Source organism: Shinella sp. GW821-FHT10F02 (assembly GCF_058809275.1).
Map to the genome: position 1 here is coordinate 169,684 of NZ_JBXASL010000010.1, position 13,134 is coordinate 182,817.

A 13,134-nucleotide genomic window follows, 5' to 3' on the forward strand; every position below is an offset into this window, starting at 1 on the left:
GGGCGTAACCACGCTCCCGGCGCCGACAGACAGGACAGAAACATGACGATCACCCTTTCACGCCGGCAGGCGATTGCCGGCGCTCTCTTTGCCGTTCCCGCGGTGTCCCTGCTGGCGGGTGCCTCGGGTGCGGCGACGGGCGACAGCCTGGAAAAGCGGCTTGCCGCGCTGGAGGCCCGCCATGGCGGACGCATCGGCGTTGCCATACTTAATCTCGCGACGGGCGCGCGGCTCGGCCATCGCACGGACGAGCGCTTCCTGATGTGCAGCACCTTCAAGGCGCTGCTGGCGGGGCACATCCTGGCCCGCGTCGATCGCGAAGAAGAGACGCTCGACCGGCGCATCACCGTCAAGAAGGCAGACCTTGTCGACTATGCGCCGGTGGTGGAAAAGCGCGTCGGCGGCAGCATTTCCGTTGCGGAGCTTTGCGAGGCGACCATCACGCTCAGCGACAATGCGGCTGCAAACATCTTGCTGGCCGGTTCCGGCGGGCCGAAGGCGGTGACGCAGTTCCTGCGCGGGTTCGGCGACGACATCACCCGCCTCGACCGCACGGAGCCGGAGCTCAACTATCGCGAAACGCCGGACGACGAACGCGACACCACGACCCCGGTCGCCATGGTCGAGACGCTGCGCAAGCTGATCTTCGGCGATGTCCTCTCGCCGCGCTCGAAGGCGCAGCTCGCCGCCTGGCTCGTCATGAACAAGACGGGTGACACGCGGCTGCGCGCCGGTTTCCCGGCCGACTGGACGACGGGTGACAAGACCGGCACGAACGGCGACAAGGCCGGCAATGCCAATGACGTGGCTGTCGCCTGGTCGCCGGACCGCGGCGCCATCGTCGTCAGCGCGTTCTGCGAAATCCCCGGCATTTCCGGCGACGAACGCAACGCCCTCATCGCCGAGATCGGCCGCATCGCCGTCGACGTCTGACCGCAGGGCGCCGCCCATGCGGCGGCGCCTCAGCCCTCCAGTTCGCCCTTCAGGGCCGACAGCACGTTCATCGCGTGGCCGGCATATTGGCTGATCCAGCGGTCGTGAATCGCCTGGATCGGCAGGGCATTGAGGTGGTTCCAGCGCTCGCGGCCCTCGCGGCGTGGAAGCACGAGGTCAGCCTCTTCCAGCACCTTCAGGTGCTGCATGACCGTGCAGCGGTCCATCTCCGGAAATTTTTCGCACAGCGCGCCCGTCGTCAGCGGCGCGTGTTTGATCGCATCCAGCATCTGCCGGCGTTTGCCGTTGGCGAGCGCCTTGAAAACGGCGTCCTCTTTCGATTCGCTTGACATGTTATGTTTTTATAACATATTTTGAGCAGGCACAAGCAGAGGAGGGCGCTTTCGCCCCGAAGGAGGACGGCATGACGCTGGAATTTCGCGTGAACGGGCGGATCGGCAAGCCGGTCGCCGACGTCTTCGACGCCGTGGTCAATCCGCAAAAGCTGAGCGGCTATTTCACCACCATCGGCGGCGCGAGCGCGCCGCTCGTCGAAGGCACGACGGTCACCTGGTGGGGCATGGCCCCGGTCATCGTCGACAAGGTCGAGGAGAATGCGCTCATCGTCTTCCGCTGGGATGCCATGGTGGACGAAGGGGAGGAGCCCTACAAGACGCGCGTCGAGATGCGCTTCAAGGCGCTGGACGACGGCGGCACGATGGTGACCATCGCCGAGACGGGCTGGCGCGAGAACGAACGCGGCCAGAAATCATCCTACATGAATTGCGAGGGCTGGTCGCAGATGCTCGCCTGCATGAAGGCCTATGTCGAATACGGCATCAACCTGCGCGAGGGCTATTACCCGAGCGAGCTCAAGGGCGTCGTCGCCGCCGAGCAGCAGGATTACACCTGAGGAGAAGACCATGACTGCAAACATCAAGGGCGGCATCAACATCGCCATGAAGGTGCCGTCGCACCAGTACGAGGCGACGATCGCCTTCTACCGCGACGTCGTCGGCCTCGAACCGTTTGACGACAAGGCGCCGGCCACGGGCTTCCATCTCGGCCCGAACCGGCTGTGGATCGACGAGGCACCGACCTACAGCCAGGCGGAAGTCTGGCTCGAACTCTTCACGCCGGACCACAAGGTGGCGCTCGGCCATCTGGAAAAGAACGGCGTCGTGCGCTGCGACGCCATCGAGGATCTCGGCGAAGGCTTTCGCGGCGGCTGGGTCATGAACCCGGCCAATGTCGTGCACATGGTGCGCGAGCCGGACGCCTGGTAGGCCTCAAATCGCGGCCGGCGGCGTCAGTCCGTCGGCGGCCGCCATCGGCATGGTCTCGTCCACTGGCGCATGATGCTGGAGCACCACGACGCGGCTTCCGGTCGGCACGCGGCCATAGAGGTCGATGATATCCTGGTTGAACAGCCGGATGCAGCCGCTCGACACCGCCTTGCCGATCGACCACGGCTCGGACGTGCCGTGGATGCGGAAGAGCGTGTCCTTGCCGTCCTTGTGGAGATAAAGCGCGCGCGGGCCGAGCGGATTGGTCAGCCCCGGCTCCATGCCGCTCGCCCATTTCAGGTTCCGCTCCGGCTCGCGCGCGATCATGTTCTGCGTCGGCGTCCAGCGCGGCCATTCCGCCTTGCGGCCGATGCGCGCGCCGCCCTCGAATTCCAGGCCCGCCTTGCCGACGCCGATGCCATAGCGCAGCGCCATACCGCCATCCTGCACGAGGTAGAGGAAGCGGTCCTGCGTATCGATGACGATCGTGCCGGCCGGCTCCGCCGTCTGGTAGGCGACGAGCTGGCGGAAATATTTCGGGTTCACCCGGCTGATATCCATGCCCGGCAGCGGAAAACGTTCCTCCGGCTGCGGCCCGTACATCGCCACATGCAGCGGGTCCGGCCCCTTTTTCACCGGCTTGGCGGTGGTCGCGCAGCCGGCGAGCGTGGCGGCGAGGGCCAGGAGGGCGAGGGCGCGGAGGGGAGACACACACATGAGTTGGGCACCTGTCTTTTTGATTCCGAAGCTGGCCTGTCGGCCTTGCCGCGGTTCTTTGAAGCCAAAGCCGGCATCGGCAGGGCGAGAAGAAAGCGAAACTGTGGCAAGGGCTTAGGTGTGGCGGCAAGGCCACGCGTCGTTCCGCCGCAGCAGGTTTTGTGCCGCCGCGAGGGTGCGCCGGGACATGCGCTCCCGCTTGCCCCCAACCGGCCGAGGGCGTAAGGCTTGGCGCATGCAATGGAGTGATGAGGCCATCGTTCTGGGCGTTCGGCGCCATGGCGAGACGTCGGTGATCGTCGAGGTGATGACGCGTGAGCGCGGGCGCCACCTCGGCATGGTGCGCGGCGGGCGGTCGCGAACCATGCAGCCGGTGCTCCAGCCGGGCAATTCCGTCGAGGTGACGTGGCGGGCGCGGCTCGACGAGCATCTCGGCGAGTTCCGCATCGAGCCGCTGGAACTGCGCGCCGGGCGGCTGATGGAGACGGCGACCGCCGTCTATGGCGTACAGGCCATGGCGGCGCTGCTGCGCTTCCTGCCGGAGCGCGATCCGCATCCCCATCTCTACGAGGCGCTCGCCGTCATCCTCGACAACCTGCACGAACCGGCCGATGCCGGAGAGCTTTTCGTGCGCTTCGAATTGGCCGTGTTGAACGATCTCGGCTTCGGCCTCGACCTGCTCGAATGCGCGGCGACCGGCACGCGCGACGATCTCTGTTACGTCTCGCCGAAATCCGGCCGCGCGGTCTCGCGGGATGCCGGCGCGCCCTGGGCGGCCAAGATGCTGGCGCTGCCCGCCTTCCTCGGCGACGAGAGCCGGCATGCGGCGGATGTGACGGCGCTTGCCGACGGCTTCCGCCTGACGGCCTACTTCCTCAACCGGCATGTCTGCGAACCGCGCGGGCTGGAGCTTGCCGACGCCCGCGAGGGCTTCGTGCAGGCGGCGCTGAAGGCGCTGACGCCGAAACACGAGCAACCGAAAGAGGCCAGTGCATGACGGTCGAGATCTATCCGGGGCTGACGGTCGGCAGCGTCGGCACGCTGCCCTTCGACGTGGTGAAGCGCGACGGCGGCCTGAAGGTGCTGCAGGCCATGCTCGCCGGCGACCTGCCGGCGCCGCCCATGGCAAAGACCCTCGCCTTCAGCATGACCGAGGTGGAGGAGGGCCGCGTCGTCTTTTCCGGCATGCCGTCCGCCGATCACCTCAACCCGCTCGGCACCGTGCATGGCGGCTGGACGGCGACGGTGATGGATTCCGCGCTCGGCTGCGCCGTCTTTTCGGTCATCAAGCCGGGCGAGGCCTATACGACGATCGAGTTCAAGCTGAACCTCGTGCGCCCCGTGCTGCCCGGCATGGGCGAAGTGTTCTGCGAGGGGAAAATCATCCACCGCGGCCGCACCATCGCCACCTCCGAAGCGTGGCTGCGTAACGGCAAGGGCAAGCTGCTCGCCCATGGCACGGAAACCTGTGCCATCTTCCCGATCGAGAATTTGACGCGCTGACGGCGAAGAGATCAACGCGCTGAAACGTAACCCCGTTTGGCGTTTGGAAAAAACCGGGTAGTGTCGCCACCCTGAAGTGTGCCGTGCTGGAGTTGCAATGCTGGAAATCCTATCCCTGGTCGCCATCGGCCTGGCGCTCTACACCCTCAACGCCTCCCGCAACTCCGCCCAGAAGATCGGCGACGAGGTGATGCGGCTGAAGCGTGAGGTCGAGGCGCTGAAGGCCGGCGGAGTGGCGGTGCCGGCAGCGGAAGAGGCGGGCGAGGCGGCCTCCGTGGAGACGGCGGAAGCCGCGCGCGAGGCGGAAGAGCCGGCCGAAACCCCGTTTGCAGGCCCCTGGGCCGGCCCGAAGCCCGTTACGGTGGACGAAGTCGAAAAGGGCCGTGCGATCTTCGGCGGCATGCCCGCCGAGGCGGCGGCTGCCAGGGAAACCGCGGAGGAAGCCGTCGCCGCGCAGCCCGTCGCGGCCCCGGTCAAGCCGAAGGAAAGTTTCGAAAGCCGCATCGGTGCGCGCTGGGCCGTCTGGGTGGGCGGCATCGCGCTGGCGCTCGGCGGCATCTTCATGGTCAAATATTCGATCGAGGCGGGGCTGCTCAGCCCGGCCGTGCGCCTGTCGCTCGCCGCGGTCTTCGGCCTCGTGCTGATGGCAATCGGCGAGTTCGTGCGCCGCCGCACCCAGCCGCTGATCGCCAATGCCTTCCAGAACGCCATGATCCCCGGCGTGCTGACGGCGGCCGGCGCCATCACGCTCTTCGCCGTCACCTATGTCTCCTACGAGTTCTACGGCTATGTCGGTCCGGTCGCGGCTTTCGTGCTGCTCGCTGCCGTCTCCTTCGCGACGATCGGCCTGTCGCTGCTGCACGGCCAGGCGCTGGCCGGCCTCGGCCTGCTCGCCTCCATGTTGACGCCCGCGCTGGTCTCGACCGACGAGCCGAGCGCTTGGAGCCTCTTCGGCTTCCTCTCCGTCGCCTGGCTCGCCACCTTCGCCGCCTCGCGCATCCGCGGCTGGCAGGTCGTGCCGGCGCTCGCCAATGGCGGCATGGCGCTCTGGGCCTTGCTCTACCTGGCCGGGGCCGAAACTGTCGACGTGGTGCCGGTGCTTGCCGCCCTGCTGGTGCTCGTTCTCGGCCATGGCCTGATCTGGCCGGGCGCTATCGCGCTCGACGACACGCCGGCACCGGCCGGTGCCGCGCCCGCCGATCCTTTCGACAAACTGCTCGCCCCGCCCGCCGTCGCGGTGTCGCTGACCGGCGCGCTCGCCGTCGTCTTCCCGGCGCTGGTGCTCGCAAGCCGGGTGCCGACGATCACCCATGCGGATTACGGCTTCGTCATCCTGGTGATGGCGCTGGCGGTGCTCGGTGCCCTGCGCGGCTGGGCGATCTATCCCGCCATCTTCTCCGCAATCGGCGCTGTCGTCGGTGTCACCACGATGGTCGCGCTGCCGGGCGGCGCGCTGATCGATACGTTCGGCGGGCTGGCACCCCCGACGCTGGAAGGCACCACGCCTATTCCGGTCCTGGGTGCTGCCCCCGTCAACTTGCTGCTGGTTCTCGCGGTGGCCTATGCCGCCGTCGGTCTCGCGGCATTGCGCCTGCGAATCGCGGGCTCGCCGCATTTCGGCGCGCTGTGGAGCCTGCTTGCTCCGGCCGTGCCCTTTGCCGTGCTCGCGGTCAGCTTCCTCAATTTCGGCAATCTCTCGTTCGATGCGAAACACGGCCTCCTCGCCGTCCTGCTCGGCCTCGTCTTCTTCGCCGCGGCGGAAGCCTTTTCCCGCGAGCGGACGGAGGAGGGCGGCCTGTTCATTCCGCAATGGACGCTTGCCGCCGGCGGCTTCGCCTTCCTTGTTCTGGCGCTGCACGCGCTGACGGACGGCCTCGTCACGACGCTCGGCGTGGCGGCTCTCGGCACCGCGGCCGTCTTCGCGACGCGCGCCCGCGCCTGGCCGGTGCTGCCCTGGCTGATGGCGGGTGCCGCCGCGGTCGTCGTCGGCCGCATCGCCTGGGAACCGACCATCGTCGGCGCCGCAAACCTTTCGAAGACGCCGGTCTTCAATCAGCTTCTCGCCGGCTATGGTATTCCGGCAGCACTTCTCGCACTCTCCGCCTTCGAACTGCGCCGCTGGCCGGGCGAGCGCATTCGCAACCTCCTCCAGGCGCTGGCCAGCCTCTTCCTGCTCCTGACCGCCGCGATCCTCGTGCGCCACGGCATGAATGGCGGCGTGCTCGACAGTTCCGTGCCGACGCTCGGCGAGCAGGCGACCTATACGCTCTTGGTCATCGGCGCTTCGGCGATCATGATGTCGCTCGATCTCAAGTCGCCGAGCCCCGTCTTCCGCTATGGCTCCATGGCGGTCGGCGTGCTCTCGGTGCTCTCCATCGCGAGCGCCCATTTCATCGGCCTCAACCCCTATTTCACCGGGGAACTGCTCGGCAAATGGCCGTTCGTCGACCTGCTGCTCGTCGGCTACCTGCTGCCCGGAATCGCCTATGGCGGCCTCGCCTGGTATGCGCGCGACCGGCGGCCGATGCCCTATGTCATCATGCTGGCGCTGGCCGGCGTGGCGCTCGCCTTCGCCTGGGTCACGCTTTCGGTGCGCCGCTACTGGCATGGCGAGGGCATTGCAGACTGGAAGGGGTTCCTCCAGCCGGAGACCTATACCTATTCCGTCGTCTGGCTGCTGCTCGGCGTGGCGCTCCTCGTCGTCGGCTCGAAGTTCGATTCGAAGAGCATCCGCCTCGCATCGGCCGGCCTCGTGCTGATCGCTGTGGTCAAGGTCTTCCTGATCGACATGGCCAACCTCGAAGGCATCCTGCGCGCGCTCTCCTTCATCGGGCTCGGCGCGGTGCTGATCGGCATCGGGCTGTTCTACCAGAAAATCCTCTCCGGAAAGTCCGGGACCAGCGAAAAGGCGGAATTGAACGCCGAGGCGTGACAGGCTAGGTCTCGGGCAATCGAAACCGGATCGCCCATGTCCTTTACCTGCCTCGCCGCCGCCTTTTCACCCCTCGGGGACCTCGCCGAGCGCCTGCTGCCGCAGGCCTTCGCCGCCGATGACGGCTCGCACGATGCCGCGCACCTGATCCGCGTGTGGAAGAACGCGCGGCGCATCCAGGCGGAGGAGGGCGGCGACCGGCGGCTTCTGGCGGCGGCCGTGCTGCTGCACGATTGCGTGGCGGTGGAAAAGAATTCGCCGCTGCGCATGCAGGCCTCCCGCTTAGCGGCCGAAAAGGCCTCCGCCCTGCTTGCCACCGAAGGCTGGAATGCCGCGGACGTGGCGGCGGTCGGCCATGCCATCCTCACGCACAGCTTTTCCGCCAATATCGCGCCGGAAACGCTGGAGGCGAAGATAGTGCAGGATGCCGACCGGCTCGATGCGATCGGCATGGTGGGCGCTGCGCGCTGCTTCTACATTGCCGGGCGCATGGGCAGCGGCCTTTACGATCCCCTGGACCCGCTCGCCGAACACCGCCCGCTGGACGACAAGGCCTTCGCCATCGATCATTTCGAGGTCAAGCTCTTCAAGCTGGCGGATGGTTTCCAGACGGCGGCGGGCGCGCGGATGGCCGGCGAGCGCACGGCGCGCCTGCGCACGATCCGCGACATGCTTCTGGATGAAATCTGAAGAAAAACATGCTTTTGTGACACCGGATTGAATCGGTTCGCCAAAGCGTTGACTCAAAACCTCAGGAACGACGCCGCCATGAAGATTGAAGGTCTGAACATTCACCCGCTGAAGAGCGGCAGGGCCATCCCCGTCGAAAGCGCGACCGTGCGCCTCGATGGGCTTGCGGGCGACCGCCGCTTCATGATCGTCGAGCCGGACGGCCGCTTCATCACCCAGCGCGAGTTGCAGGCGCTCGCCCGCGTCGAGGCGACGGCGGTCGGCGAAAGCCTCCACCTCGAAATGGAAGGCCGCCAGCTCTTCGCGAGCTTCGAGCCGGAAGACCGCATCGACGTGACCATTTGGGACAGCCCGGTGAATGCCGCCGTCGCCGACGAGGCCGTCAACGAGACGCTTTCCGACTGGTTCGCGCGTCCCGTCAAGCTCGTGCACATGGATGCGCTGGCCGTGCGCGCCGAGGGCGAGGACTGGGCCGGCAGCCCGGCGCCCGTCGGTTTTGCCGACGGTTTCCCCGTCCTCGTCACCACGACCGGCTCGCTCGCCGACCTCAACCGGACGCTTGCCGCCAAGGGCCAGGAGCCCGTCGGCATGGACCGCTTCCGCACCAACATCCTCGTCACCTGCGACGACCCCTGGGCCGAGGATTTCTGGGAGGCGATCGAGATCAACGGCATCGTCTTCGATTTCGTCAAACCCTGCGCCCGCTGCATCATGACCACGCAGGACCAGATGACCGGCGAACGCATCGGCGGCAACCCCATCCAGGGGCTCGCCGAAAAACGCATGTCCGCCGACCGCCGCGTGCCGGGCGTGCTCTTCGGCTGGAATGCGGTGCCGCGCGGCGAAGGTGAAATTCGCCTGGGCGATGAGGTGCGCGTGACGAAGACGCGGGCGGAGCGGTGGCCGATGAAGATCCGGGCTTAGGTTCCGGCTACAGCATCTCGCCTTGCCGTTTGCGTCCCGGATTTAGTATATCTCGAATAGCTGATCATCACGGAGCGGAGTATGGCCAGTTCAACCGTTTTCACCAGCAATGGCAGCCAGACCGTTCGCCTTCCTGAGGCCGTTGCCTTTCCGGAGGATGTGCATCTGGTCGATGTTCTTCAGATCGGTCGCAGCCGCGTCATCGTTCCGCAAGGCCAGAGGTGGGACGATCTTTTCACAGACGGACCACGGGTCAGCGACGATTTTCTGATCGAACGAGCGTAGGCCGCGGCAGCATGCCGGGCCTGAGGGCCGAAAACTGGCTGTAATCGGCCCTTGAGTTTATTCTCAAACCCACCCGCGCCGCTTGAAATACAAAAACGGCATCAGCGCCGAAAAAATCATCAGGCCGATCGCGAAGGGATAGCCGAGGGTCCATTGCAGCTCCGGCATCAGTTCGAAGTTCATGCCATAGGCCGAGGCGACCAGTGTCGGCGGCAGGAAGACGACCGAGGCGACGGTGAAGATCTTGATGATCTGGTTCTGCTCGAGATTGATCAGGCCGAGTGTCGCGTCGAGCAGGAAGTTGATCTTGCCCGACAGAAAGGCGGCGTGGTCGCCCAGCGAGGCGGCGTCGCGCTGCACGAGCTTGACGAGTTGGCGGATTTCCTTCGACGGCCGGCGCGAGGGGCTTTCCAGCGCCGCGTGGTAGGCGACGAGGCGCGAGATGCTGACGAGGCTTTCGCGCACGCCGCTCAGGAAATCGCCCTTGCGGCCGAGCTGCTCGATCAGCGCTTCGAGGTCGCGCGTCTTCTTGCGGGAAGGGCCTTTCTTGCTGCGGAAGACCTCGCGCGAAATGCCGTCGATCTCGTTGCCGAGCCGCTCCAGCACATCCGCCATGCGGTCGATCACCGCCTCGATGACGCCGAGCATGACGTCCTCGCCGGTCTCGTAGCTGTGGCCGTTGCCGCGCAGTGCCCGATTGCAGAAGGTGACGAAGGGTTTTGCCTCGGCATGGCGCACCGTCACCAGCGTCGGTCCGCGCAGGATGAAGGTCACCGGCATCTTGGCCGGCTCGTCGCCGTCGAGATTGGTGAGCGCCGTCATGGTCATAAAGGCGGCCCCGTCCTCCTGGTAGAGGCGGGCGGACAGCTCGATGTCCTCCATCTCCTCGCGCGTCGGCATTGTGATGTGCAAGGCCGCCTCGACGTCCGTCACTTCTTCGGTCGTCGGGTTCAGAAGGTCATACCAGAGGGCGGGGTTGATCGCCTGCTCGATGGCGGGGTTGGAAATTTCGCGCAGGCAAAAGCGGTCAGCCTTGCGGGCATAGATCTGCAGCATGTTTCGCTCCTTGGAGGGCATTCTCGCCATCCGGAGCGAAGCCGAAGCCTCTTACCGGAATGGTCGCGCGATCGCTCTCGATAGTCGACTGTCGGGGTCCATTGATCTTATCCGGGTTTGGTTGGCGTCCTGTGACGCCTGCGTGGCACATGCGCCTAAAATGCAGCGCCGTCAAGCACATCCGGCCGCCGGCGGGACCGGTTTGTTTCATCAATCCGGCTGATCGCTCGGTCAATTAAATTCGCTTTTGTTAATGCATGCCCGGCGATAGGTTTCCCTCTCAGATTTCGGAGATGCCCCATGTCCGCCCCATCCATCGTTGCGGCCCGCGCCGCGAGCCGGCCCATGCCCTGGCTCATCATCATCGCCGGCTCGCTGATCGCGGTCCTCACCTTCGGCCCGCGCTCGGCGATGGGTTTCTTCCAGCTTCCCATGCTGCAGGATACCGGCTGGGACCGCACGACCTTCGGGCTTGCCATGGCGTTCCAGAACCTTGCCTGGGGCGTCAGCCAGCCGTTCTTCGGCGCCATCGCCGACAAGTTCGGCACCTGGCGCGTTCTGCTGATGTCGGGCCTTCTTTATGCGCTCGGCCTGTTCCTGATGTCGCTCGGCACCTCGCCGCTCTGGCTGCATATCGGGGGCGGCGTGCTGGTGGGGCTCGGCGTCGGGTCCGGCTCCTTCGGCATCCTGCTCTCGGCCTTTGCGCGCAATGTCACGCCGGAACAGCGCTCCATGGCCTTCGGCATCTGCACGGCGGCGGGCTCTGCCGGCATGTTCCTGTTCGCGCCGCTGTCGCAGGGGTTGATCAGCGCCTATGGCTGGTCGGACAGCCTCGTCTATCTCGGCATATTGATGCTCCTCGTGCCGCTGATCGCCATTCCGCTGCGCGGCAATTCCTCCTCCGGCATCACGGCCGCGAGCGATTACAAGCAGACGATCGGCGAGGCGCTGAAGGAAGCGCTCGGGCATCGCAGCTACCTGCTGCTCGTCGCCGGCTTCTTCGTCTGCGGCTACCAGGTGGCGTTCATCACCGCGCATTTCCCGGCCTATCTCGGCGATCTAGGCATCGACGCGCGGTATGCGGTGATTGCCCTGGCGCTGATCGGCTTTTTCAACATCATCGGCTCGCTCGCCGCCGGCGTCATCGGCCAGCGCTATTCGAAGCCGTATTTCCTCGCCTATATCTACATCGCCCGCTCCGTCGTGGTGTCCGCCTTCATCCTGCTGCCGAAATCGCCGGCCTCGGTCATCATCTTCGCCATCCTCATGGGCCTGCTCTGGCTCTCCACCGTGCCGCCGACCAATGCGCTCGTCGCCATCATGTTCGGCACGAAGCATCTCGGCCTGCTGGGCGGCATCGTCTTCCTGTCGCACCAGGTCGGCTCGTTCCTCGGCGTGTGGATGGGCGGCTATCTCTACGACCAGTTCGGCACCTATGATCCGGTGTGGTGGCTCGGCGTGGCGCTCGGCATCTTCGCGGCGATCGTGCACTGGCCGATCCAGGAAAAGGCCGTCCTGCGCCCGGCGATCGCCTGATGCCGAATGCTTGCGCCGCCCGAAATGATTTCAGGCGGCGCTCCTTGCAAACCGTCACAAAAGTTTCTAAATCTGAATCACCGGCCCATGCCGGTTTTGTTTTGAAGCTATTATGCTCAAAGTGAGCAAAATAGCATTCCGCCGAAAGGGGCGGAGGAAAAGGAGGGTTCCATGACCGTTCTGGCCCAGCATGCGGCAGCCGCCGGCGCAACGCGTCCGCTCACCGCCGCGGAGCGCTTCGGCGTGCTCGAAAAGCCCGACCTTTCCTTCACGCCCGAGATCGCGCGCGAGACCGAGCACCTCTACGAGAAGGTGAAACAGTTCATCCCCGCCTTCGAATGGCCGGTCTATGCGCCCTATGTCGCCGCCATCAACCGGCTGAAGAAGGAGCGCGGCGCCGTCATCCTCGCGCACAATTACCAGACGCCGGAAATCTTCCACTGCGTCGCCGATATCGTCGGCGATTCGCTGCAGCTCGCCCGCGATGCCACCAAGGTGGATGCCGAGATCATCATCCAGTGCGGCGTGCACTTCATGGCGGAAACGTCGAAATTGCTGAACCCGGAAAAGACCGTGCTCATCCCGGATTCGCGCGCCGGCTGCTCGCTGTCGGAATCGATCACCGGCGAGGACGTGCGCCTGTTGAAGCAGCGTTACCCGGGCGTGCCGGTCGTCACCTACGTCAACACGTCGGCCGACGTGAAGGCGGAGACGGACATCTGCTGCACCTCGTCCAACGTGCTCGCCGTCGTGGAGAGCCTGGAGAGCGACACCGTGCTCTGCATTCCCGACGAGTATCTCGCGATGAACGTCGCCAAGCAGACCAACAAGAAGATCCTGACCTGGAAGGGCCATTGCGAGGTGCATGAGCGCTTCACGGCGGCAGAATTGCTCTCCTACAAGGAATCTCATCCCGGCATCGAGATCATCGGCCACCCGGAATGCCACCCCGACGTCATCGCCGTCTGCGATTTCGCCGGCTCCACCTCGGGCATGATCAACTACGTCAAGGACAACCGTCCCTCGCGCGTGCTGCTCGTCACCGAATGCTCGATGGCCTCCAACATCCAGGCGGAACTGCCGGGCGTCGATTTCGTCAAGCCGTGCAATCTCTGTCCGCACATGAAGCGCATCACGCTGCCGAAGATCCTCGACAGCCTGGTGACCATGACGGACGAGGTGCTGGTCGATCCGGCGATTGCCGATCGCGCCCGCCTCGCCGTCGAGCGGATGGTGAACCTGAAGCAGTAGGCCGCCTCCGGTTTGGAGGAG

At 65.6% G+C, this 13,134-nt stretch carries 14 protein-coding genes; 11 read left to right on the forward strand and 3 right to left on the reverse strand.

All coding sequences use genetic code 11. The annotated features are described in order from the left end of the window. Positions 1-42 precede the first annotated feature (42 nt). Entirely contained in the window at positions 43-933 is an 891-nt protein-coding gene (bla, locus tag AC1RWL_RS28100) for a BKC/GPC family carbapenem-hydrolyzing class A beta-lactamase (RefSeq protein ID WP_493096753.1), read from the forward strand. Positions 934-962: 29 nt separating this feature from the next. Here the strand turns inward: bla and AC1RWL_RS28105 are convergent, their stop codons facing one another. Continuing rightward, on the reverse strand, positions 963-1,286 hold the full coding sequence (locus tag AC1RWL_RS28105; protein WP_256118783.1) for an ArsR/SmtB family transcription factor: 324 nt from the start codon (positions 1,284-1,286) through the stop codon (positions 963-965). A gap of 71 nt (positions 1,287-1,357) precedes the next feature. Here AC1RWL_RS28105 and AC1RWL_RS28110 point away from each other — a divergent pair, with 71 nt between their 5' ends. Both AC1RWL_RS28110 and AC1RWL_RS28115 read left to right on the forward strand, forming a co-directional pair. Continuing rightward, positions 1,358-1,846 (forward strand): SRPBCC domain-containing protein, encoded by a 489-nt coding sequence (locus tag AC1RWL_RS28110; RefSeq protein ID WP_493096754.1) that lies wholly within the window; start codon positions 1,358-1,360, stop codon positions 1,844-1,846. Positions 1,847-1,856: 10 nt separating this feature from the next. After that, entirely contained in the window at positions 1,857-2,219 is a 363-nt protein-coding gene (locus AC1RWL_RS28115; protein WP_493096755.1) for a hypothetical protein, read from the forward strand. Positions 2,220-2,222: 3 nt separating this feature from the next. On the opposite strand, the gene AC1RWL_RS28120 is transcribed toward AC1RWL_RS28115, so the two are convergent. Beyond that, positions 2,223-2,936 (reverse strand): L,D-transpeptidase, encoded by a 714-nt coding sequence (locus AC1RWL_RS28120; RefSeq protein ID WP_493096756.1) that lies wholly within the window; start codon positions 2,934-2,936, stop codon positions 2,223-2,225. 235 nt (positions 2,937-3,171) lie between these two features. Between AC1RWL_RS28120 and recO the strand changes: the two genes are divergently transcribed. From recO to vapB, 6 genes are all read left to right on the forward strand, one after another. Further along, the gene (recO, locus tag AC1RWL_RS28125; RefSeq protein ID WP_493096757.1) at positions 3,172-3,933 is read left to right on the forward strand and encodes a DNA repair protein RecO; all 762 of its coding nucleotides are present in this window, start codon (positions 3,172-3,174) and stop codon (positions 3,931-3,933) included. Next, positions 3,930-4,439, forward strand: a complete 510-nt coding sequence (locus AC1RWL_RS28130; RefSeq protein WP_493096758.1) for a PaaI family thioesterase — start codon at positions 3,930-3,932, stop codon at positions 4,437-4,439. The genes recO and AC1RWL_RS28130 overlap by 4 nt, the downstream gene beginning before the upstream one ends. A gap of 97 nt (positions 4,440-4,536) precedes the next feature. Next, complete coding sequence (locus tag AC1RWL_RS28135; protein ID WP_493096759.1) at positions 4,537-7,371, forward strand: DUF2339 domain-containing protein; 2,835 nt, start codon at positions 4,537-4,539, stop codon at positions 7,369-7,371. Between the two features lie 36 nt (positions 7,372-7,407). Further along, positions 7,408-8,061, forward strand: coding sequence for an HD domain-containing protein (locus tag AC1RWL_RS28140; protein ID WP_493096760.1), 654 nt, complete (start codon positions 7,408-7,410; stop codon positions 8,059-8,061). Positions 8,062-8,139: 78 nt separating this feature from the next. Continuing rightward, positions 8,140-8,985: an MOSC domain-containing protein gene (locus tag AC1RWL_RS28145; protein WP_493096761.1), complete on the forward strand. Its 846-nt coding sequence runs from the start codon at positions 8,140-8,142 to the stop codon at positions 8,983-8,985. A gap of 81 nt (positions 8,986-9,066) precedes the next feature. After that, positions 9,067-9,270, forward strand: a complete 204-nt coding sequence (gene vapB, locus AC1RWL_RS28150) for a type II toxin-antitoxin system VapB family antitoxin (RefSeq protein ID WP_493096762.1) — start codon at positions 9,067-9,069, stop codon at positions 9,268-9,270. A 63-nt stretch (positions 9,271-9,333) separates the two neighbouring features. On the opposite strand, the gene AC1RWL_RS28155 is transcribed toward vapB, so the two are convergent. After that, positions 9,334-10,326, reverse strand: coding sequence for a magnesium transporter CorA family protein (locus AC1RWL_RS28155; protein WP_435265163.1), 993 nt, complete (start codon positions 10,324-10,326; stop codon positions 9,334-9,336). A 300-nt stretch (positions 10,327-10,626) separates the two neighbouring features. Between AC1RWL_RS28155 and AC1RWL_RS28160 the strand changes: the two genes are divergently transcribed. Both AC1RWL_RS28160 and nadA read left to right on the forward strand, forming a co-directional pair. Further along, positions 10,627-11,862 carry an MFS transporter gene (locus AC1RWL_RS28160; protein WP_435265164.1) on the forward strand — a complete coding sequence of 412 codons (1,236 nt, stop codon included), beginning with the start codon at positions 10,627-10,629 and terminating at the stop codon, positions 11,860-11,862. Positions 11,863-12,033: 171 nt separating this feature from the next. Then, the gene (gene nadA, locus AC1RWL_RS28165) at positions 12,034-13,113 is read left to right on the forward strand and encodes a quinolinate synthase NadA (RefSeq protein WP_256118795.1); all 1,080 of its coding nucleotides are present in this window, start codon (positions 12,034-12,036) and stop codon (positions 13,111-13,113) included. Positions 13,114-13,134: the final 21 nt, after the last annotated feature.

Excerpts from the sequence above, each read along its gene's own strand:
- bla (WP_493096753.1), top strand. The coding sequence starts at position 43 with ATGACGATCACCCTTTCACGCCGGCAGGCGATTGCCGGCGCTCTCTTT.
- AC1RWL_RS28105 (WP_256118783.1), bottom strand. The coding sequence starts at position 1,286 with ATGTCAAGCGAATCGAAAGAGGACGCCGTTTTCAAGGCGCTCGCCAAC.
- AC1RWL_RS28110 (WP_493096754.1), top strand. The coding sequence starts at position 1,358 with ATGACGCTGGAATTTCGCGTGAACGGGCGGATCGGCAAGCCGGTCGCC.
- AC1RWL_RS28115 (WP_493096755.1), top strand. The coding sequence starts at position 1,857 with ATGACTGCAAACATCAAGGGCGGCATCAACATCGCCATGAAGGTGCCG.
- AC1RWL_RS28120 (WP_493096756.1), bottom strand. The coding sequence starts at position 2,936 with ATGTGTGTGTCTCCCCTCCGCGCCCTCGCCCTCCTGGCCCTCGCCGCC.
- recO (WP_493096757.1), top strand. The coding sequence starts at position 3,172 with ATGCAATGGAGTGATGAGGCCATCGTTCTGGGCGTTCGGCGCCATGGC.
- AC1RWL_RS28130 (WP_493096758.1), top strand. The coding sequence starts at position 3,930 with ATGACGGTCGAGATCTATCCGGGGCTGACGGTCGGCAGCGTCGGCACG.
- AC1RWL_RS28135 (WP_493096759.1), top strand. The coding sequence starts at position 4,537 with ATGCTGGAAATCCTATCCCTGGTCGCCATCGGCCTGGCGCTCTACACC.
- AC1RWL_RS28140 (WP_493096760.1), top strand. The coding sequence starts at position 7,408 with ATGTCCTTTACCTGCCTCGCCGCCGCCTTTTCACCCCTCGGGGACCTC.
- AC1RWL_RS28145 (WP_493096761.1), top strand. The coding sequence starts at position 8,140 with ATGAAGATTGAAGGTCTGAACATTCACCCGCTGAAGAGCGGCAGGGCC.
- vapB (WP_493096762.1), top strand. The coding sequence starts at position 9,067 with ATGGCCAGTTCAACCGTTTTCACCAGCAATGGCAGCCAGACCGTTCGC.
- AC1RWL_RS28155 (WP_435265163.1), bottom strand. The coding sequence starts at position 10,326 with ATGCTGCAGATCTATGCCCGCAAGGCTGACCGCTTTTGCCTGCGCGAA.
- AC1RWL_RS28160 (WP_435265164.1), top strand. The coding sequence starts at position 10,627 with ATGTCCGCCCCATCCATCGTTGCGGCCCGCGCCGCGAGCCGGCCCATG.
- nadA (WP_256118795.1), top strand. The coding sequence starts at position 12,034 with ATGACCGTTCTGGCCCAGCATGCGGCAGCCGCCGGCGCAACGCGTCCG.